The sequence below is a fragment of the Marinobacter sp. BW6 genome, assembly GCF_008107725.1.
GTDB lineage: Bacteria > Pseudomonadota > Gammaproteobacteria > Pseudomonadales > Oleiphilaceae > Marinobacter.
Genome location: NZ_VIRN01000054.1, coordinates 152135 through 176741 on the forward strand (window position 1 = coordinate 152135; position 24607 = coordinate 176741).

Below are 24607 nucleotides of genomic sequence, written 5' to 3' on the forward strand. Positions count from 1 at the left end.
CGGGCACGTATGGTTTGTCAGTGAAGCTGCTGTTCTTCCGGCAGCATACGGACAACGTGCAGAAATCGCTTGAGGCCTGTCTCGGCTCGCTCCCGCGAAGCGAACGGGCCACTGTCAAACCCTTCCCGGGTGGTGAAGTACCATTTGCTCCCTACGCAGAAAAATCGACTACTGCGAAAGGGCACCGGCCCTTCTTCTCCGGTCCTGTGTTGGGTATCCATGGCGTCTCCTGTGCTGCCCGCTTATCGTTCTTGCTTTTCGGGCGCCGCGTTAATATCTGCCGATCTGTTTAAAATTAACCCAATTCAGGGCGAATTCAACATTTTTTTACAATTTTACGGGTTGGGTCTCAATCGGGATCAGCGATAAAAAAACCGGAGTAGGCCAGCGAAGCGCGCCGTTGTCTTGCCCTTGTCAGATGCACTCGTCAGAATGCTACGAAACTGGCGCCAGCCTGACGCCACTTCCATCCTCATGCCAAGGAGACTAAATGAACATTTCTCATGTTATCCGTGTTTTCCAATCAACAAGACAGGGGTGGTGCAAAGGCGTCGCTCGCTTGCGCGTCGGAGTGGTTGCAGTCGTTGTGATGTCTCTTGTGGGGTGCGCTTCCAGTGTAAGTGTTGTAGAAACCTGGGAGGGCAGTCCCACTGCCGCGGCCAATGCGGCCACGCTCGAGGCGCCGGGTGAAATCCGGGTTACCCAGGTGAATGGACGGGCCATGACCAACTTCCTTATGGATGACCTGGCGCTGGACTATGCCCTGCTTCCCGGCGAAAACGAGGTTGTCTTTGTCTACAAGACAATCTGGGCAAAAAGTGGTGTGGTCAGAAACGGGGAATCGAAAGTTCACGTGATTGAGAGTGAGCCCCAGGTTGTTCGCTTCGAGGCGGAAGCTGGTGAGACCTATCGTTTTGACTTTGATCGGCCCGAGTCGCGTCGGGAAGCAGAGCAGGAAATGCCGGAGTTCTCCGCAGCTATCGTCTCTTCTACAGGAACGGCGGTAGCAAGCTCAACTGTCTGGGATCGAGAAGAGCAAATGACTGCCTCTCGTACGCCGATCCCGGCGTCCAGCGCCGACAGCGCGCCGGTGAGCGGCGATAACGCGCTTGAGCAGCTCAAAACCATCTGGGAAACAGCGAGTGACGAGGATAAGAAGGCGTTCCTTCGCTGGGCGTTTGAATAACCTGAGCCGCGTATAAGCGTTTCCGGAGCCTGTTCAGGCCCGGAAACGTTTCAGGGCTTTCTTCAGAAGTCCCTCCAGCGCCGTCATGGCATCATCCGCAAGGGTCTGTGTTGGAGAGGCCGCTATGGGCTCTTTGGCATCGTCGGCTCCGAGCCGTTGCATGGCAGCTTCGATGGCATTGAGACTTTCAGCCACATGGGCCTGCAGGGACTCTCCGTTAGCCACCACGTCCGGACAGGTGGTGAAATTAAGTGTCAGTCTTCCCTCATAGCTTACCGCAACGATGACCAGCCCCATGCTGTCGAACAGCGGCGCCGTATTGTATTGCTGAACCAGACGTGCACCCTGCAGGTAAAGTGGCACCTGTGGTCCGGGAACGTTGGTGATGGGCAGGTTGAACACTGGCTGATAGCGCTGGGCAATCTGCAATTCCGAGTAGAGTCTCGCAGATAGCGCCAACATGGTGGAGGGAAGGAGTTCCGTCAGCCGGTCGGCGGCAATGGCCTCCCGGTAGGGTTCCGAGGCGACTGCGTTCCAGTGTATCCGGCGAATGCGGTGGGCGGGATTGGTTTCATCGGTCGCCAGATCCAGCAGCATGGCGGACATCTGATTTCCGGTTGCCCGACGCAGGCTGTTGGATCGCACCGAAATGGGTGTCATGACCACCAGAGACCTGTCGGCACTGGCGCCTTCGCTGATCAGGTAGCGCTTCAGGGTTTCGGCGCACAAGCCCAGAACCACATCGTTCAGGGTTACGTCTCCGAGAAATGCCTTGATGGCTTTTAGCCTTGAAAGCTCCACGCTGGCCGCGACAATTTGCCGATTTGCCGTAATCTGGCGATTGAAGGGGCTGTGTGGGGCTGAGAACAGCGGCAGGGGCAGTGGCAGTTTGCGCAGCTGTTTCTGGATCAGGCCGCGGGCGGTGGCCTCGGCCGCGTTGAACGCCAGAGAGGTAAACTGAAGCGGCGTGCGGATGATGTTGGCACCCGCCTGCAGCACGACCCGCTCTTCCGAGGGTTCCGGTCTGGGCTGCCAGGGTCGCGGTGGTGCAATCGGGCTGGGCTCGGGGGTGTATTCGAGCAGCTTGCCAATGATTTCCTCGCCACTGAAGGCGTCAATGGCCGCGTGATGCAATTTGACGATCAGCGCAAAGCCGTCACTGCTGGTGTTTTCCTCATCCAGTTTGAACCCGTCCACGAAGGTGATGTGCCAGAGGGGACGGTCCCTCTTTAACGGTTCTTCCAGAATCCGTGAGGCCAGGGTCATCAGGCTTGCCTTGCGGCCGTGTTCGCCCAGATTGACGTAGGCAAGGTGGCGCTCAATGCTGAAATCCGGGTCATCAATCCAGTACGGCCGGCCCAGCCGCAAGGGGATTTCCTTCAGGCGCTGCCGGAATACCGGCACGACATGAAGGCGGCTTCGAAGATAGGCGACAAAGGTGCTGAAGGCCAGTGGTTTTTCCCGCTCGCTGGCATCGAAGAGGTAGATGCCTCCGATGTGCATCGGTGTGGTTTCCGACTCGAGGTACAGGAACGAGGCATCCAGTTCCGACAGTTGCCGCATCAGAGAGCTCCCTTCGGCGTTGGTTTCAGCTGCAGTATAAACGAAGTGTCCGGGCAAGCGGTTGACTCATTTGCCTGACATGACTCCGAGTTGCAGTCATACCATTTTCTTTATTTTCAGCCTGTTAGCCAGTTCGAAATGGCACCCTCTGCGCTGAGTTGCTCCCAGAACCACATCAAGGCCTTGCCCTGATCCTCGGCATGCCTGGCCAGATGAAGTGTTATCGGCTGGCGCGATTCCTGGACCTCTTTGATGACCAGTTTCCCTTCTTTCAGCTGTGAGCTGATTCGTGCCCTGGGTAGCCATCCGACGCCGAGGCCGGCCACCTGTGTGGCGATCTTCTGGTCAATGTTGGCGACCGTAAGGGTTCGTTGCCGATGGAATATGCCCGCGTGTCCCGGTGGCAGTGACCGTGAAGTGTCCGCAGCGACGGCTGCGGGATAACGGGAAATGTCTTCCTCGGAGAGCGGCGTTTCGGCATCCGCCAGAGGGTGGTCAGCGGCTACGGCAAACACAAAAGGCATATCTCCCAGGGGTTTGGTTGTGTAGTTTCCGGCAGGCTTGCTGAAATTATCGGCGCCGATAATCAGATCCACACGGCGGCTTTGCAGCGCATCCCAGGTGCCGGCGAAAACCTCTTCGACAATTTGAACGTCCACCGGCACGCCCAGCTCATAAAACTCCTGGATTGCCGGGAACAGGCATTCCGCCGGCAGCAGAGAGTTAAAGCCGATCCGTAACCGGGTTTCCCAGCCCTGGGCTACCTGCCGGGTGGTGTGCGCAAGGTTCTCTGCTGCTTCCAGCAGGGTACGACCTTCTTCCAGAAGGTACCGGCCGGCCGGGGTCAGTCGAGCACGATGGCCAGTGCGATCGTAGATGGCCACGTTCAGGTCTTCTTCCAGTTTCTGAACGGTGTAGCTGATAGCAGAGGGAACCCGGAACAGTTCGTTGGCAGCCCCGGCAAAACTGCCTTTGCGGTCTATGGCGTCAAGGACTTTGAGCGCGTCTATGGTGATGGCTGTATGCATGTTCGAATTATCTGAGGTTGTTGGCCAGAAATGCTTGTTTGAGAGCGTAGCAGGGTCCCCGGTATTCTGCCCATATTGATTTCATCATGTTCAGGAATTTTAACGGGAGGGCATTATGGGTCTGCTGATTGACGGCAAATGGCATGACAGGTGGTACGACACCGACAAGAGCGGTGGCAAGTTTGAACGGGAGGCGGCCCGGTTCCGTAACTGGGTGACCGCTGACGGCTCACCGGGGCCCGAAGGTGAAGGTGGTTTCAAGGCCGAGTCTGGGCGCTATCACCTTTATGTATCCATGGCGTGTCCGTGGGCGCATCGGACGTTGATTTTCCGGAAGCTCAAGGGACTGGAGAAGCATATTTCGGTGTCAGTGGTACATCCGGATATGGTGGAAAACGGCTGGGAGTTCCGACCCGACAGCGAGCAGCACCGGGACCATCTCCATGGATTTCGTTTCATGCACGAGGTCTATACCAGGGCTGCCCCTGAGTATTCCGGCCGGGTGACGGTACCGACCTTGTGGGACAAAAAGAAAGAGACGATTGCGAGCAACGAGTCGGCCGAGATTATCCGGATGTTCAATTCGGCTTTCAATAGCCTCGAAGGTGTTCGTACCGACCTGGATTTCTATCCCGAGGAGCTGCAAGGAGAGATTGGTACTGTGAATGCCCGGGTTTACGACACGGTTAATAATGGCGTTTATAAGGCGGGTTTTGCCACTGCGCAGGATAAGTACGAGGAAGCCTACAATGCGCTGTTCGATTCTCTCGACTGGCTCGAGGAGCGGTTGTCTTCTCAACGGTATCTGGTGGGTGGCCGGCTCACCGAGGCTGACTGGAGGTTGTTCACCACGTTGATCCGGTTTGACGCGGTGTATTACAGCCACTTCAAGTGCAACCGCCAGCGTATCAGCGATTTTCCGGCGCTTTCCGCCTACGTTCGGGACCTCTACCAGGTGCCAGGTGTAGCGGAAACCGTGGATATTGATCAGATCAAACGCCACTACTACGTAAGCCAGAGAACCATTAACCCGACGCAGATCGTGCCAGTCGGGCCGGCGCTGGATTTTGCATCGCCTCATGGCAGGGAGATCTTGGAGTGACTTGCCGGTGACCAGTGTCGGATTACGGCTTTGCGTAATCCGACAAACCGCTAGCGAAAAAGCTCACTAGCTAACCCGCGCAACCGCAATGTCAGTCAGCAATACCATCGCTTCCTTGTGTGCTGATTCGGGAAGGCATTTCAGGCAGCCAGAGGCCAACGCGGCCTGCTCCCGGGCTTTTGTCATGGTGTATTCGATTGCCCCTGAGCGCTCAACGATATCGAGGATTCGGGGCAGATCATCCAGGCCGCCTTTTCGGATCGCTTGACGGATAAGCTGCCGCTCATCTTCGGTTCCGTGGCTCATGGCGTGGATCAGGGGTAGGGTGGTCTTGCCTTCAGCCAGGTCGTCGCCGACGTTCTTGCCCATGGCTTCGGCGTCGCCCCGATAATCCAGAACATCGTCCACCAGCTGGAACGCCAAGCCGAGGTGCTTGCCGTATTCTTTCAGTCCCAATTCCTGATCCTCACTGGCAGCGGCGAGCAGGGCGCCGGTGTGGGAGGCGGCTTCGAACAGCATGGCGGTCTTGTTGTGGATGACCTTCATATACTGGTCTTCGGTCAGGTCTGGGTTTTTCACGTTCATCAGCTGCATGACCTCGCCTTCGGCGATCACCGCTGTGGCATGGGACAATACTTCCATAATGCGCAGGCTTTTCAGTTCCACCATCATCTCGAACGCCCGGGCGTAGAGGAAATCACCTACCAGCACGCTTGGCGCGTTGCCCCACCGGGCGTTGGCGGTGCTTCGGCCCCGGCGCATGTCTGAGGTGTCTACTACATCGTCATGTAGCAGGGTGGCGGTGTGCAGGAATTCGATCACGGCGGCGAGCTTGAGATGGTCGTTTTCCCCGTAGCCGGCGGCCTGGCTGGAAAGCAAAACCAGTAATGGTCTCAGGCGCTTACCGCCACTCTCAATGATGTATTGGGCGATTTTCTCCACCAGGGGAACATCTGAGGAAAGCCGCTGGATGATCAGATCATTAACGCGGCTGAAGTCGTCGGCCACGGTGTCGTAAATGCGCTGGGCTGTCATGCGGCTTGTAGATCCCTTGCTGGTGTTATCGTCGTTGCGATCGTTGATATTAAAGGCAGGTCGCGGCAATGCTAGGTATTGCCGAAGGTAGTGTCAACTTGGCTTGTGTTGCGGTGCGTCTTTTCGTACAATCACGCGCCCAACTCATCCCAACCTGCGCTCCCTGCTATAGGGTCGCCAGAGCGCCTCCCTTAGAACCAGGTGGATAAGAGCAGGGATGGGTCAATCGTGGAGAACGAGTGAATGTACGCAGTTATTGTTAGCGGTGGTAAGCAGCACCGTGTAAAAGAAGGTGAAACCCTGAAGCTGGAAAAGCTGGAAGTTGAAACCGGTGGCAACGTTGAGTTCGATCGCGTTCTGCTGGTCGCCGACGGCGACAAGGTTCAGGTGGGCGCGCCGGTTGTTGATGGTGCCAAAGTGACTGCAGAAGTGGTTAGCCACGGCCGTCACGACAAGGTTCAGATTATCAAGTTCCGTCGTCGTAAGCATCACATGAAGCGTCAGGGCCACCGTCAGTGGTTTACTGAAGTCAAGATCACGGGTATCAAGGGCTGAGGCTCTCGAATTACCCCTTAAATAAGGAGGCTGGTAATGGCTCACAAAAAAGCAGCAGGTAGTACCCGTAACGGTCGCGATTCCGAGTCGAAACGACTTGGTGTGAAGCGCTATGGCGGTGAGACTGTTTCTGCAGGCAGCATCATCGTTCGTCAGCGTGGCACCCGTTTCCACGCTGGTAGCAACGTTGGCATTGGCAAGGACCACACCCTGTTCGCGAAATCGGAAGGTCAGGTGAAGTTCGAAGTCAAAGGCCCGCAGAGCCGTAAGTTCGTGAGCATCGTTCCGGCTGCGTAAGCAGCGGCGATCCGGTTCTATCGAACCTTGGGTGGCGCTGATACCCTGATATTATCAGGGAGTCAGAGTCATCCGGAGCCCCGCAAAGCTTCCTAGAGGCTGCGGGGCTTTTTAGTTTATGCGCATGGCGCAAAGGGTTGATTCATGAAATTCGTAGACGAAGCCACCATCATTGTGGAAGCCGGCAAGGGCGGTCACGGCTGCCTGAGCTTCCGGCGTGAAAAATACGTTCCCAGGGGTGGCCCCGACGGTGGCGACGGGGGCGATGGTGGTTCCGTGTATCTGGAAGCCGAGGAGTCGCTCAACACGCTGATCGACTATCGGTTCCAGCGCAAGCACAAAGCCCAGAATGGTGAGCCCGGTTCCGGGCGCAACTGTACCGGTAATAAAGGCGAAGACCTGGTTTTGCCGGTTCCGGTTGGTACCACCGTTGTGGATATGGATACCCACGAGGTACTGGGGGACCTGACTCATGCCGGCCAGCGCCTGAAGGTTGCCCAGGCCGGGTTCCACGGTCTTGGCAACACCCGTTTCAAATCCTCGGTGAATCGTGCGCCACGCCAGACCACCAAGGGCTCCGAGGGTGAGCTGCGGAATCTGAGGCTGGAGCTGAAAGTGCTGGCGGACGTCGGATTGCTGGGCATGCCCAATGCCGGCAAGTCCACCTTTATCCGTTCGGTCTCTGCGGCTCGCCCGAAAGTGGCAGACTATCCGTTTACCACGCTGGTACCCAATCTTGGTGTTGTCAGCGTGCAGGCGCATCAGAGTTTTGTGATTGCTGATATTCCCGGTCTGATTGAAGGTGCAGCCGAAGGTGCGGGGCTTGGTATCCGCTTCCTGAAGCACCTTGTTCGTACCCGCCTGCTACTGCACCTGGTTGATGTTGCGCCTTTCGACGGCTCCTCTCCCGCCGATGCGGTGAGAGCGATCGAGCATGAGTTGGAGAAATTCAGTGAAACCCTGGCCAATCGACCAAGATGGCTTGTCCTGAACAAGGTGGACATGGTGGCCGAGGAAGATCGCGATGCTCATTGTCAGGCGATTGTTGACGAGCTCGAGTGGAAAGGGCCAGTGTTCTGGATCTCCGCGCTAAGCGGTGAGGGCACCAAGTCCCTGGCTCAGGCTGTTATGCGCTGGATTGAAGAGCAGGCTGAAGAAGAGGCTCAGAACCCGGAATTTGCCGAGCGGGAAGCCCAGCGACGCCGGCAGATGGACGACGAGGCTCGCGCCCGGATTGAAGCTGAGCGCCAGGCCCGCCGCGCGGCCCGTGAAGAGGACGATGACGACGACTTTGACGATGATGATTACGACGTCGAAGTGGTTTACGCCCCGGAGTAAAAGCAGGACAGACACCAGAGAGATCGCTCACGCACCATGACTGAACGCCTACAGCTGCGCCAGGCCCGCCGCCTGGTAATCAAGATCGGAAGCGCCTTGCTGACCAACGACGGCCGTGGCCTGGATGTGGCGGCTCTTGGTTTGTGGGTCGATCAGATTGCAGAGCTGATCGAGGATGGCGTGGAAGTCGTTGTTGTCTCCTCTGGTTCGGTAGCGGAAGGGATGAGCCGGCTTGGCTGGACCGTCAGGCCCGACCAGCTCCATGAGCTTCAGGCGGCTGCGGCTGTCGGTCAGATGGGTTTGGTGCAGACCTGGGAAGCCCAGTTCAAGCGCCACGACATCCATACTGCCCAGATTCTGCTCACCCACGATGACTTGTCCGACCGCAAGCGCTACCTCAACGGCCGGGGCACACTGCGTGCCTTGCTGAACTTCGGTGTCGTGCCAATCGTTAATGAAAACGACACAGTGGTTACCGACGAGATCCGGTTTGGCGACAACGACACCCTGGGTGCTCTGGTTGCCAATCTGATTGAGGCCGATGGCCTGATTATCCTGACTGACCAGTTGGGTCTTTTTGATAAGGATCCAAGGAAGCATGCGGATGCCCGCCTGGTGACTGAGCGCAGAGCCGGTGATCGTGAGCTGGATGCCATGGCCGGTGGTGGCGCCGGTGTGCTTGGTCGCGGCGGGATGCAGACCAAGTTGCGGGCCGCTCGGCTTGCTGCCCGCTCCGGGGCTTTTACCGTCATCGTCGGTGGTCGTATCGAAGATGTAATTGGCCGGTTGCGACAGGGTGATGTGATAGGCACGTTGTTACTGCCAGAGCAGGGCCGAATTGCTGCCCGAAAGCAATGGCTCGCCAGTCATCTGCAGACCCGTGGCAGGCTGACTCTGGACGATGGTGCCGTTAAAGTTCTTTGCCTGGGTGGGCGCAGTCTGCTGCCGGTGGGTGTCAAAGGTGTGGCCGGGCAGTTCCGGCGTGGGGAGATGGTCTCCTGCGTCGATCAGAGTGGCCGTGAAATCGCCCGGGGGCTGGTAAATTACGACGCCGATGAGGCCAGGGCCATTGCTGGCCGATCCAGCGACAGGATTACCGAAATTCTTGGCTATATGTCAGGTGACGAGATGATTCACCGGGATAATCTGGTGATCGTTTAATAACTGTTCGTCCATAAAAAAACCGGCCAGTTGGCCGGTTTTTTTATGCCTGAATCAAGCGACTTATGCGCTCTTCAGGGCCTTGATCCTGGCGCTCAGGCGGCTCTTGCTGCGAGCAACCTTGTTCTTCGCGAAGATGCCTTTGTTGACCATGCTGTCCAGAATCGGCTGAGCCTGCTTGAAAGCAGCCTGGGCTTCTTCGTAGTTGCCGGCTTCGATCTTGGATTGGATCTTTTTCATGTAAGTACGAGCCATGGAACGCAGGCTTGCATTGTGCTTGCGGTTCTTCTCGTTCTGACGTGCGCGCTTCTTGGCTTGCGGGGAATTTGCCACCGTAAAACTCCTGAAAATCTCAAATTCGTTGCTGAATGATTCGTTACATCGCGGGCGCGCCAAAACCAGCGCGTCGAAATAAATGACGCGGAACTATGCCGCTCAAACCTCGAAATGTCAAGGCCAAAACCCATTTCATGCCCCGACACAGAAGGCCTGTGGTAAACTCGCGGCTCACTGCACGTGGGTTGAGCCGGGAAGCAGGTAATTCCCGAAACGCCCGCGCCAAAAGGATGTCCAGAATGCCAGACAAGGGCCTGCATGTCGTCGGAACCTGAATCAACGCCTGAACAAAAGCAATTGCCCAAGGCACCCGGCCTGCTCAGGTCGTCGGGGCTCGTGGGTATCATGACCATGCTGTCCCGGGTGCTGGGCCTGGTTCGGGATATGGTCATCGCCCGCTATTTCGGCGCCGGTGCCGGGGCAGACGCCTTTTTCGTTGCCTTCAAGATTCCGAATTTCCTGCGCCGGCTCTTTGCCGAGGGCGCCTTCTCCCAGGCCTTTGTGCCGGTATTGTCATCCTACCGGGAAAGTCAGTCACTGTCGGACGTTCAGCGGCTGGTAAACGCTGTGGCTGGCTCCCTGGGTTTGGTGCTCTTGGGTGTCACGTTGGTGGCCATTCTCGGAGCGCCGGTTCTGACAGCGGTTTTTGCACCGGGTTTTCTGGATGATGACGTGAAATTTGCGCTGACCAGCGACATGTTGCGGATCACCTTTCCGTACTTATTACTGATTTCCCTGACCGCTTTCGCGGGCGGCATCCTCAATAGTTACGATCGCTTCGCCGTGCCAGCGTTTACCCCGGTTCTCCTGAACCTGGCGATGATTGCGGCGGCCATCTGGTTGACGCCGCTGATGGATGAGCCCGTGATGGCCCTGGCCTGGGGCGTTTTCATTGCTGGCGCTCTGCAATTGTTCTTCCAGTTGCCTTTTTTGATGCGGTTGGGCCTGTTGCCGCGACCTCGCGTGGATTATCGCCACGAGGGCGTTAGCCGGATTCTCAAGCTGATGGCGCCTGCGCTGTTCGGGGTGTCGGTCAGCCAGATTAACCTGCTGCTTGATACAGTTCTGGCGTCCTTTCTCCAGACCGGTAGCGTTTCCTGGTTGTATTACTCTGACAGGCTCTCGGAACTTCCCCTTGGGGTGTTCGGCATAGCCATTGCCACGGTGATTCTGCCGAGCCTTTCCCGTAAACACGCAGCAGCGTCAGCGGACCAGTTTGCGGCGACCCTGGATTGGGCGGTTCGGGCGGTTCTTTTGATTGGTCTTCCTGCAGCCCTTGCGCTTGCGCTTTTGGCCGAGCCTCTCATTTCAACCCTGTTTCACTACGGGGCGGTAACCGACCGGGATGTGGCCATGTCAGCCCAGAGTTTGAGGGCTTATTCCGCGGGATTGCTGGCGTTCATGCTGATCAAGGTTCTGGCGCCAGGATTTTTCGCAAGAGAAGACACCAAGACGCCGGTCAAGATCGGCATTGTTGCCATGGTGGCAAACATGGTGTTCAACCTGATTCTCATTTTTCCGCTGGCTCATGCCGGTCTCGCGCTGGCCACTTCCATATCGGCCTGGTTGAATGGCTATCTTCTGTGGCGCGGTCTGCGTAAGGAAGGGGCGTGGCAGAGTCAGCCCGGCTGGCCCCGTTTCCTGCTACAGCTGCTATTTGCCAACAGTGCGCTCGCGGCCATCATTGTCTGGCTCAACGCCCCGGTGTCGGTGTGGCTGGCAAACGGCGGTTATCAGCGGGCGGCGGATATGGCATTGCTGGTGGGGGCCGGCGTAGCCGTCTACTTTGTTGCACTGGCGCTGGCCGGGGTTCGGGTAAGACATTTCCGCCACAGGTAAGGTATAATCGCGCGTTTTCTCAACAGCGTTGCGATAATACTGGGCGCTGAAACCTAGCTGGCAATTGAAGGTTCGCATTGCATGCGTCTGATCCGGGGCCTGACCAACCTGAAAATGCTTTCCCGTCGGGAGGATTCACCGCTCGCTAACGGGTGTGTCGCCACCATTGGTAACTTCGATGGTGTGCATCTCGGGCACAAGACCATTATTGATCAGGTCAAAAGCAAGGCTGCAGCTCTGGGTGTGCCCTCAGTGGTCATGATTTTCGAGCCCCAGCCCCGGGAGTTTTTTCAGGGCAGTGAAGCGCCACCCAGGCTGATGGGATTTCGTCAGAAGTTCGAGGCCCTGCTGGCGGAAGGCATCGATATCGTGCTGTGTCTGCGCTTCAATCAGGCGTTTCGCAGCTATTCGGCCATGGGGTTTATTGATGATGTCCTTATCCAGGGGCTGGCTGTCCGGCATCTGGTGGTGGGGGACGATTTCCGTTTTGGCTGCGATAGGGCCGGCGATTTTGCGCTCCTGGAGAAAGTTGGCAACGACGCCGGGTTTACCGTTGAAAATACCCTTACGGTGACGGTAGGCGGAGAAAGGGTGAGCAGTACCCGGGTTCGGGATTCGCTGACCGTGAATGGACTTGAGAAGGCTGAATTGCTTCTCGGTCACCCCTATCGAATCCGGGGCCGGGTTGTGTATGGCCGTCAACTGGGGCGCCAGATTGGCGCGCCAACTGCGAATATTTTGCTGCACCGGACGCCGGCCCTGCGCGGTGTCTATGTGGTTGCGGCCACCCTGGATGACGGCGCCCGATTTGATGGCGTTGCCAATATCGGTGTACGCCCGACCGTGGACGGAAAGCGGCCCTCGCTGGAAGTGCACCTGTTTAACTTTGCTGGCACACTTTATGGCCAGCATCTGGAAGTGGTGTTCCGGCATGGCCTGCGGGACGAGGAAAAGTTCGGTTCCGTGGATGAGCTTAAAGAACAGATTGCCCGGGATTTTGACCATGCCCGATCGTGGATTGCCGAAAACGGCTCCGTGAAGAGTGCGGATTGAAACGCCCGGCTGCGCCCCAACGAATACATGACTGACCAAAACTGACCAAGACCAAAAGAGTACGCACACAAACCATGAGCGACTACAAGCACACCCTGAATCTGCCGGAAACCGCCTTCCCCATGCGCGGCAACCTGGCCAAGCGCGAGCCGGAAATGCTCAAGCGCTGGCAGGATCTCGACGTCTACGGCAACCTGCGCAAGCAGCGTGAAGGGCGGGAGAAGTTCATCCTCCACGATGGCCCTCCCTACGCCAACGGCAGCATTCACATTGGTCATGCGGTCAACAAGATTCTCAAGGACATGATCGTCAAATCCCGCAGTTTCATGGGCTATGACGCGCCTTACGTTCCGGGCTGGGACTGCCATGGTCTGCCCATTGAGCACAAGGTGGAGCAGGAGATTGGCAAGGCCGGTGTGAAAGTGGATTACAAGACTTTCCGCCAGGCCTGTCGCGATTATGCAACCAAGCAGATTGCCGGTCAGAAGGCTGATTTCATCCGCCTGGGCGTGATGGGAGAGTGGGATAAGCCCTACCTGACCATGGATCCCAAGGTTGAGGCGGGTATTGTTCGCGCACTCGGCAAGATTGTCGCCAAGGGTCACCTGGTGCGTGGTTACAAGCCGGTTTACTGGAGTGTGGTGGGTCAGTCCGCACTGGCAGAAGCGGAAGTTGAATACCAGGACAAGACCTCTACTCAGATCGATGTGCGCTTTACTGCCGTTGATCAGGCAAAAGCCCTGTCACTGTTCGGCACCGATAATGGCAATGGCGATGTGTCCGTGGTTATCTGGACCACCACGCCCTGGACCATTCCGGCTAACCAGGCCGTTTCCCTTAATGCCGATCTGGACTATGCATTGGTACAGACCGATGTCGGGCACGGCCCGGAGCGGATGATCCTGGCTGCCGACATGGTCGATGGCATCATGGCCCGCTGGCAAGTTGAGAGCTACGAAGTGCTGGCAACCTGTGCTGGCGCGGCTCTTGAGAATCTGGTTCTTCAGCACCCGATCTACGACAAGCAGGTGCCGGTGATCCTGGGCGACCATGTGTCCACCGACGCCGGTACCGGCGCTGTCCATACCGCACCCGATCACGGCATGGAAGACTTCGAGGTAGGCAAGGCCTACAACATTGGCACCATCAACCTGGTCCAGGCGGATGGCACCTACACCTCGGCCGCCGGTGAGCTGGCCGGTGTGCACGTTTACAAGGCGGATGAGCCGGTTTGCAGCGCCCTCGAGCGCGAGGGCAAGCTGGTGCGCTCCGAGAAGTTCCGCCACAGCTATCCCCATTGCTGGCGTACCAAGACCCCGTTGATCTACCGGGCCACGCCCCAGTGGTTTATCAGCATGGACAAGGAAAACCTGCGCGCCGATGCTCTGGAAGCCATCAAGGGCGTGCGCTGGGTGCCTGCCTGGGGTAAGAATCGTATCGAAGCCATGTTCAACCAGTCCCCGGACTGGTGTATCTCCCGGCAGCGGACCTGGGGCGTGCCCATCACCCTGTTTATCCATAAGGAAACCCAGGAGCTGCACCCGGACACCCAGAACCTGATCGAAAAGGTGGCCCAGCAGATCGAGGAGGGCGGTATCGACGCCTGGTACGAGCTGGATGCGTCTTCCCTGTTGGGCAGTGATGTCGAGCAGTACGAGAAGGTGACGGATACCCTGGATGTCTGGTTCGATTCTGGCGTGACTCATGAGTCGGTGCTGCGGGTTCGCGAGGAGTTGGGTCAGTTCCCGGCGGATATGTATCTCGAGGGTTCCGACCAGCACCGTGGCTGGTTCCAGTCGTCCCTGAAAACGTCCATCGCCATGAATGGCGTGGCGCCTTACAGGCAGGTTCTGACCCACGGCTTTACCGTTGATGGCAAGGGCCACAAGATGTCCAAATCCCTGGGCAACGTTATCGCGCCTCAGGAAGTCATGAACGAGCTGGGTGCCGACATCCTGCGCCTGTGGGTGGCCGCAACCGACTACAGCGGTGAAATGACCGTCTCCAAGGACATCCTGCGCCAGACTGCCGACGGCTACCGCCGTATTCGAAACACCTCCCGCTTCCTGCTGAGCAACCTGACTGGATTCGATCCGGAGCAGCACATGGTGGCGCCGGAAGACATGATCGCCCTTGACCGCTGGATGGTGGATCGTGCCCTGCAGTTGCAGGAAGAGCTCCATGAAGATTATGGCAACTACGCCTTCCTGCGGATTTACCAGAAGGTGTACAACTTCTGTGAAGCAACTCTGGGCGGTTTCTATTTGGATATCATCAAGGATCGCCAGTACACCACCCAGGCCGACAGTCTGGCGCGGCGTTCCTGCCAGACGGCGCTGTACCATGTGGCCGAAGCGCTCGTTCGCTGGATCGCCCCGATCCTCAGCTTCACAGCTGATGAAATCTGGCAGCACCTGCCCGGCGAGCGCAGCGATACCGTATTCTATGAAACCTGGTATGAAGGCCTTACCCCGTTGCCGGATAACGCCGAGCTTGGCCGCGACTACTGGCGCGAGATGTACAGTGTGAAAGAGGCCGTCAACAAGTGCCTTGAGGAAGCCAGGGCACGAGGTGAAATCAAGGGCTCTCTCAGTGCCGAGGTGACCCTGTTCTGTGAAGGTGACCTTGCAGCCGATCTGAACCACCTGGGTGAGGAGCTGCGGTTTGTCCTGATCACCTCTGAGGCCAGCGTCAAGCCAGTGTCGGAAGCTGGCGATGCGGAAATGACTTCCCACGAGGGCCTTCGGGTCAAGGTGGCACCGGCTGCCCATACCAAGTGTGAGCGCTGCTGGCACCACCGGGAAGACGTCGGCCGCAATGCCAAGTACGACGATCTCTGTGGTCGCTGTGTGACCAACGTGGAAGGGCCCGGTGAAGCCCGCGCCTACGCCTGATGGACGCGACCATGACTGAGCAGGTCACCGGGAGCAAATTGAAGTGGCTGTGGCTGGCGGTGCTGGTGATCGTTCTGGATCTCGGTACCAAGGCCATGGCCACCGCCATGCTGACCTACGGCGATCCGGTTCCCGTGATTCCGATGTTCAACCTGACGCTGCTTCACAACACCGGAGCGGCATTCAGCTTTCTGGCCGAAGCGGCCGGCTGGCAACGCTGGTTTTTCGTAACTCTGGCCCTTGTGGTCAGCGTGGTACTGATCTATTGGCTGAAAAACCTCCAGCGCCATGAAACCTGGACGGCCATTGCCATCGTACTCATACTCGGCGGCGCTCTGGGCAACGTCTACGATCGTGTGGTGCACGGCTACGTGGTCGACTTCCTGCACTTCTACTGGCAGGACTGGCACTTTCCCGCCTTTAACCTGGCCGACACCGCCATCACCATCGGTGCCGCCATGATGATTCTCGATATGTTCCGCAAACCCGCCGACTCGGACGGGGATGCGCAAAGGAGTGAGTAGCTCTTATGAATGAATTGCCTGTCGATAAGGGTACCCGGGTAAAACTGCATTTTGCCCTGAAGTTCCCTGATGGCGAAGTGATTGACTCGACCTTTGAGAAAGAGCCGGCGTCCCTGGAAATCGGCGATGACAATCTGCCGGAGAATTTCGAAGCCTACCTGATGGGCATGAAAGCCGGTGACAAAGACAGCTTTCAGGTGCCGCCCGAGAAGGCCTTCGGCCAGCACAACCCGAATAACGTCCAGACCTTCAAACGTCATGAGTTTAGTCCCGATATGGTGCTGGAGCCCGGCGTGATGATCTCTTTCGCCGATGCGCGCCAGAGTGAGTTGCCTGGTGTTGTCAGCCGTGTAGAAGGCGACGAAGTGGAGGTGGATTTCAATCACCCCCTGGCAGGGCGTACACTAACTTTTGAAGTAGAAATCATTGATGTGGAGCCGGTCGGCCCGGCCCACTAACCAGAGCAGCAGGTTGATATGCAGATCCGACTCGCCAATCCCCGAGGTTTTTGTGCCGGCGTGGACCGCGCCATCGAAATTGTAAACCGGGCGCTGGACGTGTTCGGAGCGCCCATCTACGTGAGGCACGAGGTGGTCCACAATAAATTTGTGGTGGATAACCTGCGCAATCGTGGCGCCATTTTCGTGGACGAGCTGGACGAAGTGCCAGACGACAAGCTTGTTATCTTTAGTGCCCACGGCGTTTCCCAGGCGGTGCAGAGTGAAGCCGCTCGCCGCGGCCTGAAAGTCTTCGACGCCACCTGCCCACTGGTTACCAAGGTCCACCTGGAAGTCATGCGCTATAGTCGCGATGGCAGGGAATGCGTGCTGATCGGCCATCACGGCCACCCGGAAGTGGAAGGCACCATGGGGCAGTACGACCACAGCAATGGTGGTGAAATCTACCTCGTGGAAAACGAGGAGGACGTGTCGAACCTGGAGGTTAAAGACCCCGGTAAGCTCTCCTACGTTACCCAGACCACCCTGTCCATGGACGATACCGCCCGGGTCATCGATGCCCTTCGTGCAAAGTTCCCGGAGATCCAGGGCCCTCGCAAGGACGACATCTGCTACGCCACCCAGAACCGTCAGGACGCGGTCAAGCAGTTGGCTGGCGACTGCGATCTGATGCTGGTGGTTGGCTCGCCGAACAGCTCCAACTCGAATCGCTTGCGTGAGCTGGCGGAGCGCATGGGTACGCCGGCCTACCTTATCGATGAGGCTTCCCAGATCGATCCTGCCTGGCTGGAAGGGAAGACTTCGGTTGGGGTTACTGCTGGCGCCTCTGCTCCGGAGGTTCTGGTGAACGACGTGATTGCTCGTCTGCGAGAGCTTGGCGGGAGCGTCCCGGAGGAGATTGCCGGGCGTGAGGAGAATATTGTGTTTTCTATGCCGCGGGAACTGAGGATTGATGCGGTGGATGTCTCCTGAAAATCTAAAAGTTCCCCTAACGTCTTTTTTCGTGAGGCGGGGCCACCCACCACGCCTTCCTCAGGGAATGCGACAGCCTTCTCAAAGTATTAATTTCTAATTGCCGCTCGTCCGCTCTCCTGTGCCGTTAGTCAGAGACTAGTGGTCATCTCTATTTAAAGATTCTAACTTAGCACTAGTTAATGTGGGAAAAGACTATGTACCTGACGACGAACAACAGAGGCTTCACGCTGGTTGAGTTGATGATTGTGATCGCTCTAATTGCGGTGATTGCAGGTTTTGCCATCCCCCAGTTCGGAAGGATTATTGATAACAATCGAGTGGTCTCTACCACCAATTCCATTGTCGGATTGTTGAATTACTCCCGAAGCGAGGCTGTTCGTAGAGGCGAGAGGGTGACGGTTACATCGGCCGCAGACACCCTTGCTACCACTTTGACATCGAACGGCAATGTAATCAGGCAGATTGAAGAGTCTGATGGTGGCCTAGGTATTACGGCGGGGGCTGTAACGTTTCGGGCTAACGGCCTGACAACCAGCGCTGGCAATGTGGCATTCAATGTGTGCACTGGAAGCGGCGATGGCAGAACCGTAACTGTGACGCCAGGTGGGCGTGTCGAAACAACGGATTTCAACTGCCCGTAATAGCGGGCTGTATTAACAAAAATCCCGGAGAGAGAATGCATGGCTTTTGTAACCGGTTCGAAGCCCCACAAAGGTTTTACGTTGATTGAAGTGTTGGTTGCTTTGCTGGTGCTTCTCGTCGGCCTACTGGGAGTCGTTGGGATGCAGTATCTGTCGCTCCAGCAGGTCAATAATTCCAATTTACGGTCTCAAGTTAACTTACACGCGCTTGAAATGGTCGAGATGATCAGAGCCAATGACAACAATGCATTGGCTGGTGCTGACGTCGATGCCTGGGAGGCGGCGCTGGATCGGGATATTCCCGGCGCAGAAGGTAATGTGGCGTTCAATGCCAACATAGTTAACGTCACCATCACATGGGATGAACGCCAGTACGGAAATGATGCCGAAGAGCAGACGTACACCATGACAGCGAGGTTGGAGCAATGAGGATTTCTGCAAGCCAGGCTGGCCTCTCTATTATTGAGGTGATAGTGGCTTTGGCCCTGTCACTAATCATCACTCTTGGGCTTACTCAGATATTTACATCCAATAGTCAGAGCTTCCGAGTTTCAGAGGCGAGCGCCCGTATTCAAGAAACAGGGCGTCTGGCTACGTCGATCATAGGTAGGGAAATTCGGAATGCCTCTTATTGGGGCTGCTTGGGTAGTCAGGGCGTTCGAGATGGGCGACTAAACAGCATCCTAAATGACACTGGCTTCGATGTTGGCGCATTGCTCAGAGGACTGGATGCGGAAAATGACGCTGGTGCTGGTAATTCTGACATCCTGTACCTCGGGGGAGTGAATGGGAATTCGCAGATAAGTGTGACGTTCCAACCTAGTCAGCAAGCAGCGAACCTGCAAGTTGACGACAGTGATTCCTTCAACCTAAACGACATTCTAATTGTCACAAACTGCAGTCAGGGAGATGTGTTTCAGGTTACTAACCTGAATACCAACAACGAAGTAGTGGTCCACAACTCAGGAAGCGTAAGTGACGGTCCGGGAAACTCCACGCAAGCTTTATCGACCAATTACAATGACGACCCTGATGGCGCATCCGTATTCAGACCACGCCAGCAGCGATTTTACCTGCAGGACAACGGGAATGGCATCCGAGAGTTGGTGACGGATGGAGTGGGTATTACAGGTGCGGGCATTGGCAACTTCTCGACTCCGGTTGCCTTGCTTCAGGATGTCATCGACTTTCAGATTCAGCTTGGTGTTGATAGCAATCAGAATGGACAGGTCAATAATTGGGAAGAGCCTCTTGGACTTACTGTGGCTGGAAGAACGCAGGCAGACAATACCATCGCGGTTCGTATAAGTGCCTTGGTTCGCTCACCGAATGACGGGGTAACGGATGGTGAGCAGGAATATTGTTTTCCTGGATGGTTAGACTGCGTGGCGAATGCAGGTTCCTTAACCACTACTGATGCCAGCGACACTTTTCTATATCGGGTCTATTCAACGACCATCTCTATGAGAAACAGGATCTGAGACCATGAGAAGGATCAATAGCCACAGGCAAACCGGAGCGGCGCTCATTCTTTCGCTTCTATTGTTATTGGTTTTAACGCTTCTGGCGGTTTCCAGTATGCAGGGAACGATCATGCAAGAGCGCATGGTGTCTGGTGAAAGGGAAGGGATGCAGTCTCTTGAGATTGCAGAGTCCGCTCTTAGGGACGCAGAAGTTACCCTGGAAGGAATCAACGTTCTTTCGGTGTTTGACGGTAGTGACGGATTATATGCCCAGGATGATGCAGCGCCAGACCCCCTGACACTGGACTGGGCGGCAAGTGGCAATGTCATTGCTGGTACGTCTGTTGATGGTGTAACGCCGCGCTACTTCATTCAGCACATGGGCGATGCGTACCAACCGGAAAAACTGACTGACATTGTTGTAGAGGGCTACACCAACGACACCGGCGCCGCGAATGCCCAGGCTTTCAGAATTGTGGCGTGGAGCCCCGGCTCGACAGGCGAATCCCGGCGGGTAATCGAATCTTATTATGCCCGTCAGTTCTGACGGCGCATCAGGAGGTACTGTATGACTTCTTTCAGAGAAAGGCTGCCCGCTTTTGTTCTCGGGCTTCTTGTGATTGCACCGACGAGTGGCTATTCGGCGCCGGGACCATTATCGGATGAGCCTCTTTACCTGGCTTCCGTGATTGAGCCCAACATCATGTTTATAAAAGATGATTCGGGCTCGATGCAGTTTGAAGTGATTCCTGATGGCATTGCGGGTGATACGGATTACTTATTTCCACCGGTAAGCGACATGTATGGCGATGGTCGTTATTCCCGCTACATCCCTGCTTTCGACGACGACAATGACGCCAATCTTGCAGGCAGGACCAATGCCAACAATCCGCTGTTTTACAACCCGCTGACGACCTACGAGCCCTGGTATAAGGGGGACAGGACACAATGGGATGATGCGGCTCCCTCCGCAGCACCGATCAATCCGGGGAGAACTGCCTCCGGTACTCTCGATCTGACGTCTGAGCAGACCCATAGTCTGTGGAGGAACAGCGATGGGGGAACGTTCGATGAGGAGCGAAAATATTACCCCATGACCTACTATGTGTTGGAGGATAACCAAGGCAACTTCTCAACCGATCCCACAGACACTTACTACCGAATCCAGTTCCGAGGGGGTAAAGCCTACAAAAGCCGGGTAGGGGCGAACGCAGAGAGCGAAATTACTAATTTCACCTGGTCCAGTGAGGTTTCACGGTCGGTCACTGAAGAAGAGCAGAACTTTGCTAACTGGTTCAGCTACCATCGTTCTCGTACCTTGGCGGCGCGATCAGGCATCGGCGATGCATTTTCGCGTCAGCCGGAGAATCTCAGAATCGGTTACGGAAGTTTGAATAAGGGTAGTTCGAGCGTGGATGGTGAAAATACATCCGTGATTTCGAGTGGGGTCAGAAGCTTTTCGGGAACCGATCGAGCGGCGTTTTTTAACACGCTATACACATCTGACGTGCCGTCTGCAGGTACTCCATTGAAGGGGGCACTTGATGCAGCCGGTGAATATTACCAGCGCACCGATAGCGAGGGCCCCTGGGGTGCAACTCCAGGGACTTCGAGTGCAGAAGCCCAACTTGAGTGCAGACGCGCCTTCACAATTCTGATGACTGATGGTTACTACGGCGACTCTGTGTCCGGTTTTGATAATGTAGACGGGACAGACGGCCCTACAATTGGAGACTTCAGTTACGAAGCCGTCTCTCCATTTACAGATGATCGCAACAATACGCTCGCAGATGTTGCGATGTATTACTGGAAAAACGATCTACGGACAGATCTGGATAACCGGGTCCGCCCAACCAAACTGAATCCTGCTTTCTGGCAGCATATGACCACCTATGGTGTCGGGCTGGGTGTTACGGGTTCCATTGATCCGGACGATGCTTTTGCCGCCATTGAGAGCGGTGATGATATAACCTGGCCAGGTACCGGAACCAACGCAGGGAAGATCGATGATTTGCTGCATGCGTCCGTGAACAGTCGAGGTGGGTTCTTCAGTGCTGCGGATCCTGAGACCTTCGCCACAGATTTGTCCGGCGTTCTCTTCGATATCGTCAATATCGAAGGGACCTCGACAGGTGTAACGTTCAACACAGCAACGTTGGAAACGGATACCTTGCTGTTTGGTGCTCAGTTTGATTCCACCTCCTGGACGGGAGATCTCTTTGCTTTTGGTCTGAGCGAAAACGAGAGTGGTCCTCCTACCATTGACGAAGAGGAATCCTGGAGTGCGGCCGGGTTATTGGACAGCAGGAATCTTACTAATGACCCTCGTGACGTGATCACCAGCAATGGCACCAGCGGTGTCTCACTAGCCTGGGATCAACTTAACTCAGATCAGCAGGCAGATCTGAGTTACGGTGGTGATGATAGCACTGGACAGCAAAGGATCACTTATCTGCGAGGCACCGATATCACGGGAATGCGTGAGCGGGACAGCCTGCTTGGGGATATAGTGAACTCCACACCGGTATATGTGAGCCGTCCATCCCTTACCTGGCCAAACGCTGAACCTTTTGGTGTTTCTACGAAGACTTATGCGGATTACAGGGCTGACAAGCAAAACCGGAAACCGGTCGTTTATGTTGGCGCCAACGACGGTATGCTTCACGCGTTCTCAGCTGATAGCAGTGACGGTGGCAAGGAGTTGTTTGCCTACATCCCCGAATTCCTTTTTTCCAGTGAGGCGGACCGTGGTCTCCACTACCTGACAAATCCGGACTATTCCCATCGCTTCTATGTCGATCTCTCACCTGTGGTGTCCGATGTTTATACCCAGGGCGCTGGGAACTCCGCTGCTGACTGGCGCACTATTCTGATTGGCGGCGCTCGAGCGGGTGGCCAAGGAATATTCGCTCTGGATGTGACTAACCCCACTCAAATCAGTGAGAACTCCGCCGGCAATCTGGTCATGTGGGAGTTTACCAGCGAAGATGATCCTCGGATGGGGTATATAACCGAACCACCAACTATCGGGCTTGCCCGTTGGGGTAACAACGAATATAAGTGGACAGCCTTTTTCGGTAATGGATATAACTCCCAGACCGCTGCTAGTGGCTTGTTCATGCTCAACATTGAAGGGGGGCTTGATGGCGACTGGGATGACGCAGGCGACTATCGATTTATTGCCTTCGATACCAGTGCAGATGCCGCTGGACTATCTCCGGTGAGGCAATTGGATCTGGATGGAAATCGTATAATCGACAGGATCTACGCGGGTGATCTTGAGGGAAATATCTGGGCTGCTGAGGTACAAAGCAATGGTTCTTGGGCATCCGTGCACGGTAGCAACAACAACCCTGCTCCTTTGTTTACAGCGACCGATGGAACAAATCCGCAGCCAATAACAGCCGCGCCCATGGTTGTTCGTAACCCATTGGCGGATCCGGCTAATACTGATCCCGGGTTGTTGGTTTTGTTTGGCACCGGCCAGTATCTCACGGTTGATGATACCTCCAGCACCGATACCCAGTCGTTCTACGGCATAATTGATGATGGAACCTCGAATCTTGATCGAGACGACCTTTTGGCCAGGTCTTTGAGTGAGGACCAGGTCACAGCAAATGAGCAAACTTTTGACGTTCGAGAGTCCGACGGAGAAGTTTTGGACGGAGAAAATGGCTGGTATGTGGATTTCACCACAGAGGCTGGCGAGAGAATTATCCAGTCCCCCCAGGTTCGTGGTGAATACGCGTTCGTTAACTCCACAATCCCCTCTGACGATCCATGTTCTGTCGGTGGAAGCGGTTGGTTGATGGCTTTTGGGCTTGATGGGCGAACCCCTGACCGGGTTGTCTGGCCCAAACTTGGTGATGAGTTCGTTGGCTATAAAACTGAGGGGGGGTTGCCAAACCGGCCGGGCTTCCTTGGTGATTTCATGTTCACAACTCGTTCTGACAACGAAATCCTGACGGATGAGGTCGATGTTGGCGGAGATCAATCTTCGCTCGGCAGGATGAGCTGGCAGGAACTGTACGATTGATTTGATAAAAATACGCCGGGGCCTGGAAAGGCCCCGGAATAATGGAAATGGCTGGAAGATAAAGATGAATGTGATCAGGCGACAATCTGGTATTACCTTGATCGAACTAATGATAGTGGTAGCCATTATCGGCATCATCGCTGCCATCGCTTTGCCAAGCTACAACCGCTATGTGGAAAATGCCCGAGCGGCGGATGCCAAAAGCGCTTTGATGTCCTTGGCAAACGCATTAGAGCGTTACCACACGCAAAACATGTCTTATGTTGATGCAACTATTGGCAGTGATGCAGATGACATATTTCCAGATGAAGCGCCTTTGGATGGTAATGCCAAATTTTATGATTTGGTAATCGATAGCCAGTCTGCAACCGCTTTCCGCATTGAGGCCCAGCCGAAAAATGGCCAGGGTGGCGGGACCATTGCTTTACTGTCCAATGGGCAGAGGGTTAATTGGGATTAGAGTCACCATTTTTCAGATGCCTTCGCAAGTTACCGGATCGCCGGAGGCGTCTTCCACTACTCCGTCGCCATCATAATCCCTCGCCATTTGTGGTCGCCCTCCCATATTTATTCGTACCTGAGCCGCGTAATGATTGTCATCTGAGTCGGGGCACCAGATAAAGTGGCCCAGAGTGCCTCTTGACCAACCACTGCTCTGGAATCGAAAGTAATTGTGGATTCCGGATCGGACTACCAGCCGTCCAGTTTCGATCGGGTGCATTACCCGCACTATCTGGCTATCGTGTTTGATCTGTTTGGAGCGAGTAGGGTCACGAAAAGCAACGATTGGAAGCGACCAGTCATTGGCACATTTTGAATCATTGCCGATTGCGCACAGAGTCACCGTTGTCTGCTCGTTGATTGCGGTATTTCGTGCAAGATTCAACGTTGCGATGAGGTCGGAAAGCGCCGTATGACGCCCTGAATGGTTCAGGAGATTTGCCGTGCCCGGGATGGCAAAGGCAAGAATGATCGCGCTAATCGCCAATACAACAGAGAGCTCAACCAGCGTGAAACCGGATTTGGAATAATTGTTCACTTGAAACATCCTTGTATGAGGTTTTTCGTCACTAACTAAAGCAAGGCGCAACGTCCTGTTCCGACCTTTGGAACCCGAATAATA

Annotated in this window: 24 protein-coding genes; 18 read left to right on the forward strand and 6 right to left on the reverse strand. The window is 55.8% G+C overall.

Features of this window, described 5'->3' with window-relative positions:
- Positions 1-17: 17 nt before the first annotated feature.
- A complete protein-coding gene (locus FMN52_RS05480; protein ID WP_148607653.1) occupies positions 18-221 on the reverse strand; it encodes a DUF6316 family protein in 204 nt (67 codons plus the stop codon).
- 269 nt (positions 222-490) lie between these two features.
- On the opposite strand from FMN52_RS05480, the gene FMN52_RS05485 reads away from it, so the two are divergent.
- Positions 491-1186 carry a DUF2057 family protein gene (locus FMN52_RS05485; RefSeq protein WP_148607654.1) on the forward strand — a complete coding sequence of 232 codons (696 nt, stop codon included), beginning with the start codon at positions 491-493 and terminating at the stop codon, positions 1184-1186.
- A gap of 33 nt (positions 1187-1219) precedes the next feature.
- Here the strand turns inward: FMN52_RS05485 and FMN52_RS05490 are convergent, their stop codons facing one another.
- Positions 1220-2749 (reverse strand): wax ester/triacylglycerol synthase family O-acyltransferase, encoded by a 1530-nt coding sequence (locus FMN52_RS05490; RefSeq protein ID WP_148607655.1) that lies wholly within the window; start codon positions 2747-2749, stop codon positions 1220-1222.
- Between the two features lie 116 nt (positions 2750-2865).
- Positions 2866-3777: a LysR family transcriptional regulator gene (locus tag FMN52_RS05495; protein WP_148607656.1), complete on the reverse strand. Its 912-nt coding sequence runs from the start codon at positions 3775-3777 to the stop codon at positions 2866-2868.
- A 115-nt stretch (positions 3778-3892) separates the two neighbouring features.
- Between FMN52_RS05495 and FMN52_RS05500 the strand changes: the two genes are divergently transcribed.
- Positions 3893-4879 carry a glutathione S-transferase family protein gene (locus FMN52_RS05500; RefSeq protein ID WP_148607657.1) on the forward strand — a complete coding sequence of 329 codons (987 nt, stop codon included), beginning with the start codon at positions 3893-3895 and terminating at the stop codon, positions 4877-4879.
- A gap of 66 nt (positions 4880-4945) precedes the next feature.
- On the opposite strand, the gene ispB is transcribed toward FMN52_RS05500, so the two are convergent.
- Positions 4946-5914 carry an octaprenyl diphosphate synthase gene (gene ispB / locus FMN52_RS05505; RefSeq protein WP_148607658.1) on the reverse strand — a complete coding sequence of 323 codons (969 nt, stop codon included), beginning with the start codon at positions 5912-5914 and terminating at the stop codon, positions 4946-4948.
- Positions 5915-6157: 243 nt separating this feature from the next.
- Between ispB and rplU the strand changes: the two genes are divergently transcribed.
- The 4 genes from rplU to proB all read left to right on the forward strand — a co-directional run bounded on the left by rplU (position 6158) and on the right by proB (position 9265).
- Positions 6158-6469 carry a 50S ribosomal protein L21 gene (rplU, locus tag FMN52_RS05510; protein ID WP_088558084.1) on the forward strand — a complete coding sequence of 104 codons (312 nt, stop codon included), beginning with the start codon at positions 6158-6160 and terminating at the stop codon, positions 6467-6469.
- Between the two features lie 36 nt (positions 6470-6505).
- Complete coding sequence (rpmA, locus tag FMN52_RS05515) at positions 6506-6766, forward strand: 50S ribosomal protein L27 (RefSeq protein WP_148607659.1); 261 nt, start codon at positions 6506-6508, stop codon at positions 6764-6766.
- 144 nt (positions 6767-6910) lie between these two features.
- Positions 6911-8104 carry an Obg family GTPase CgtA gene (gene cgtA / locus FMN52_RS05520; protein ID WP_148607660.1) on the forward strand — a complete coding sequence of 398 codons (1194 nt, stop codon included), beginning with the start codon at positions 6911-6913 and terminating at the stop codon, positions 8102-8104.
- Positions 8105-8140: 36 nt separating this feature from the next.
- A complete protein-coding gene (gene proB, locus FMN52_RS05525) occupies positions 8141-9265 on the forward strand; it encodes a glutamate 5-kinase (protein ID WP_148607661.1) in 1125 nt (374 codons plus the stop codon).
- 63 nt (positions 9266-9328) lie between these two features.
- Here proB and rpsT read toward each other — a convergent pair whose 3' ends face one another.
- Complete coding sequence (gene rpsT, locus FMN52_RS05530) at positions 9329-9598, reverse strand: 30S ribosomal protein S20 (protein WP_148607662.1); 270 nt, start codon at positions 9596-9598, stop codon at positions 9329-9331.
- A gap of 261 nt (positions 9599-9859) precedes the next feature.
- On the opposite strand from rpsT, the gene murJ reads away from it, so the two are divergent.
- The 12 genes from murJ (at position 9860) to FMN52_RS20085 (ending at position 23944) form a co-directional block, all read left to right on the forward strand.
- Complete coding sequence (murJ, locus tag FMN52_RS05535; RefSeq protein ID WP_148607663.1) at positions 9860-11440, forward strand: murein biosynthesis integral membrane protein MurJ; 1581 nt, start codon at positions 9860-9862, stop codon at positions 11438-11440.
- Positions 11441-11521: 81 nt separating this feature from the next.
- Positions 11522-12493 (forward strand): bifunctional riboflavin kinase/FAD synthetase, encoded by a 972-nt coding sequence (gene ribF / locus FMN52_RS05540; protein ID WP_148607664.1) that lies wholly within the window; start codon positions 11522-11524, stop codon positions 12491-12493.
- A gap of 74 nt (positions 12494-12567) precedes the next feature.
- The gene (gene ileS / locus FMN52_RS05545) at positions 12568-15387 is read left to right on the forward strand and encodes an isoleucine--tRNA ligase (RefSeq protein WP_148607665.1); all 2820 of its coding nucleotides are present in this window, start codon (positions 12568-12570) and stop codon (positions 15385-15387) included.
- Positions 15387-15911: a signal peptidase II gene (lspA, locus tag FMN52_RS05550; protein WP_148607666.1), complete on the forward strand. Its 525-nt coding sequence runs from the start codon at positions 15387-15389 to the stop codon at positions 15909-15911. Before ileS ends, lspA begins: the two co-directional genes overlap by 1 nt.
- Positions 15912-15916: 5 nt before the next feature.
- Positions 15917-16369, forward strand: a complete 453-nt coding sequence (fkpB, locus tag FMN52_RS05555; RefSeq protein WP_104323148.1) for an FKBP-type peptidyl-prolyl cis-trans isomerase — start codon at positions 15917-15919, stop codon at positions 16367-16369.
- An 18-nt stretch (positions 16370-16387) separates the two neighbouring features.
- Complete coding sequence (gene ispH, locus FMN52_RS05560) at positions 16388-17341, forward strand: 4-hydroxy-3-methylbut-2-enyl diphosphate reductase (RefSeq protein WP_148607667.1); 954 nt, start codon at positions 16388-16390, stop codon at positions 17339-17341.
- A 197-nt stretch (positions 17342-17538) separates the two neighbouring features.
- Positions 17539-17985 carry a GspH/FimT family pseudopilin gene (locus FMN52_RS05565; RefSeq protein ID WP_162525023.1) on the forward strand — a complete coding sequence of 149 codons (447 nt, stop codon included), beginning with the start codon at positions 17539-17541 and terminating at the stop codon, positions 17983-17985.
- Between the two features lie 39 nt (positions 17986-18024).
- Positions 18025-18414, forward strand: coding sequence for a type IV pilus modification protein PilV (gene pilV / locus FMN52_RS05570; protein WP_148607668.1), 390 nt, complete (start codon positions 18025-18027; stop codon positions 18412-18414).
- Positions 18411-19466: a PilW family protein gene (locus FMN52_RS05575; RefSeq protein WP_148607669.1), complete on the forward strand. Its 1056-nt coding sequence runs from the start codon at positions 18411-18413 to the stop codon at positions 19464-19466. The genes pilV and FMN52_RS05575 overlap by 4 nt, the downstream gene beginning before the upstream one ends.
- A 4-nt stretch (positions 19467-19470) precedes the next feature.
- The gene (locus FMN52_RS05580) at positions 19471-19995 is read left to right on the forward strand and encodes a PilX N-terminal domain-containing pilus assembly protein (RefSeq protein ID WP_148607670.1); all 525 of its coding nucleotides are present in this window, start codon (positions 19471-19473) and stop codon (positions 19993-19995) included.
- A gap of 21 nt (positions 19996-20016) precedes the next feature.
- Positions 20017-23484 carry a PilC/PilY family type IV pilus protein gene (locus FMN52_RS05585; RefSeq protein ID WP_148607671.1) on the forward strand — a complete coding sequence of 1156 codons (3468 nt, stop codon included), beginning with the start codon at positions 20017-20019 and terminating at the stop codon, positions 23482-23484.
- A gap of 64 nt (positions 23485-23548) precedes the next feature.
- Positions 23549-23944, forward strand: a complete 396-nt coding sequence (locus tag FMN52_RS20085) for a type IV pilin protein (RefSeq protein ID WP_148607672.1) — start codon at positions 23549-23551, stop codon at positions 23942-23944.
- 12 nt (positions 23945-23956) lie between these two features.
- Here the strand turns inward: FMN52_RS20085 and FMN52_RS05595 are convergent, their stop codons facing one another.
- Positions 23957-24523, reverse strand: a complete 567-nt coding sequence (locus FMN52_RS05595; protein WP_162525024.1) for a GspH/FimT family pseudopilin — start codon at positions 24521-24523, stop codon at positions 23957-23959.
- Between the last annotated feature and the right edge of the window lie 84 nt (positions 24524-24607).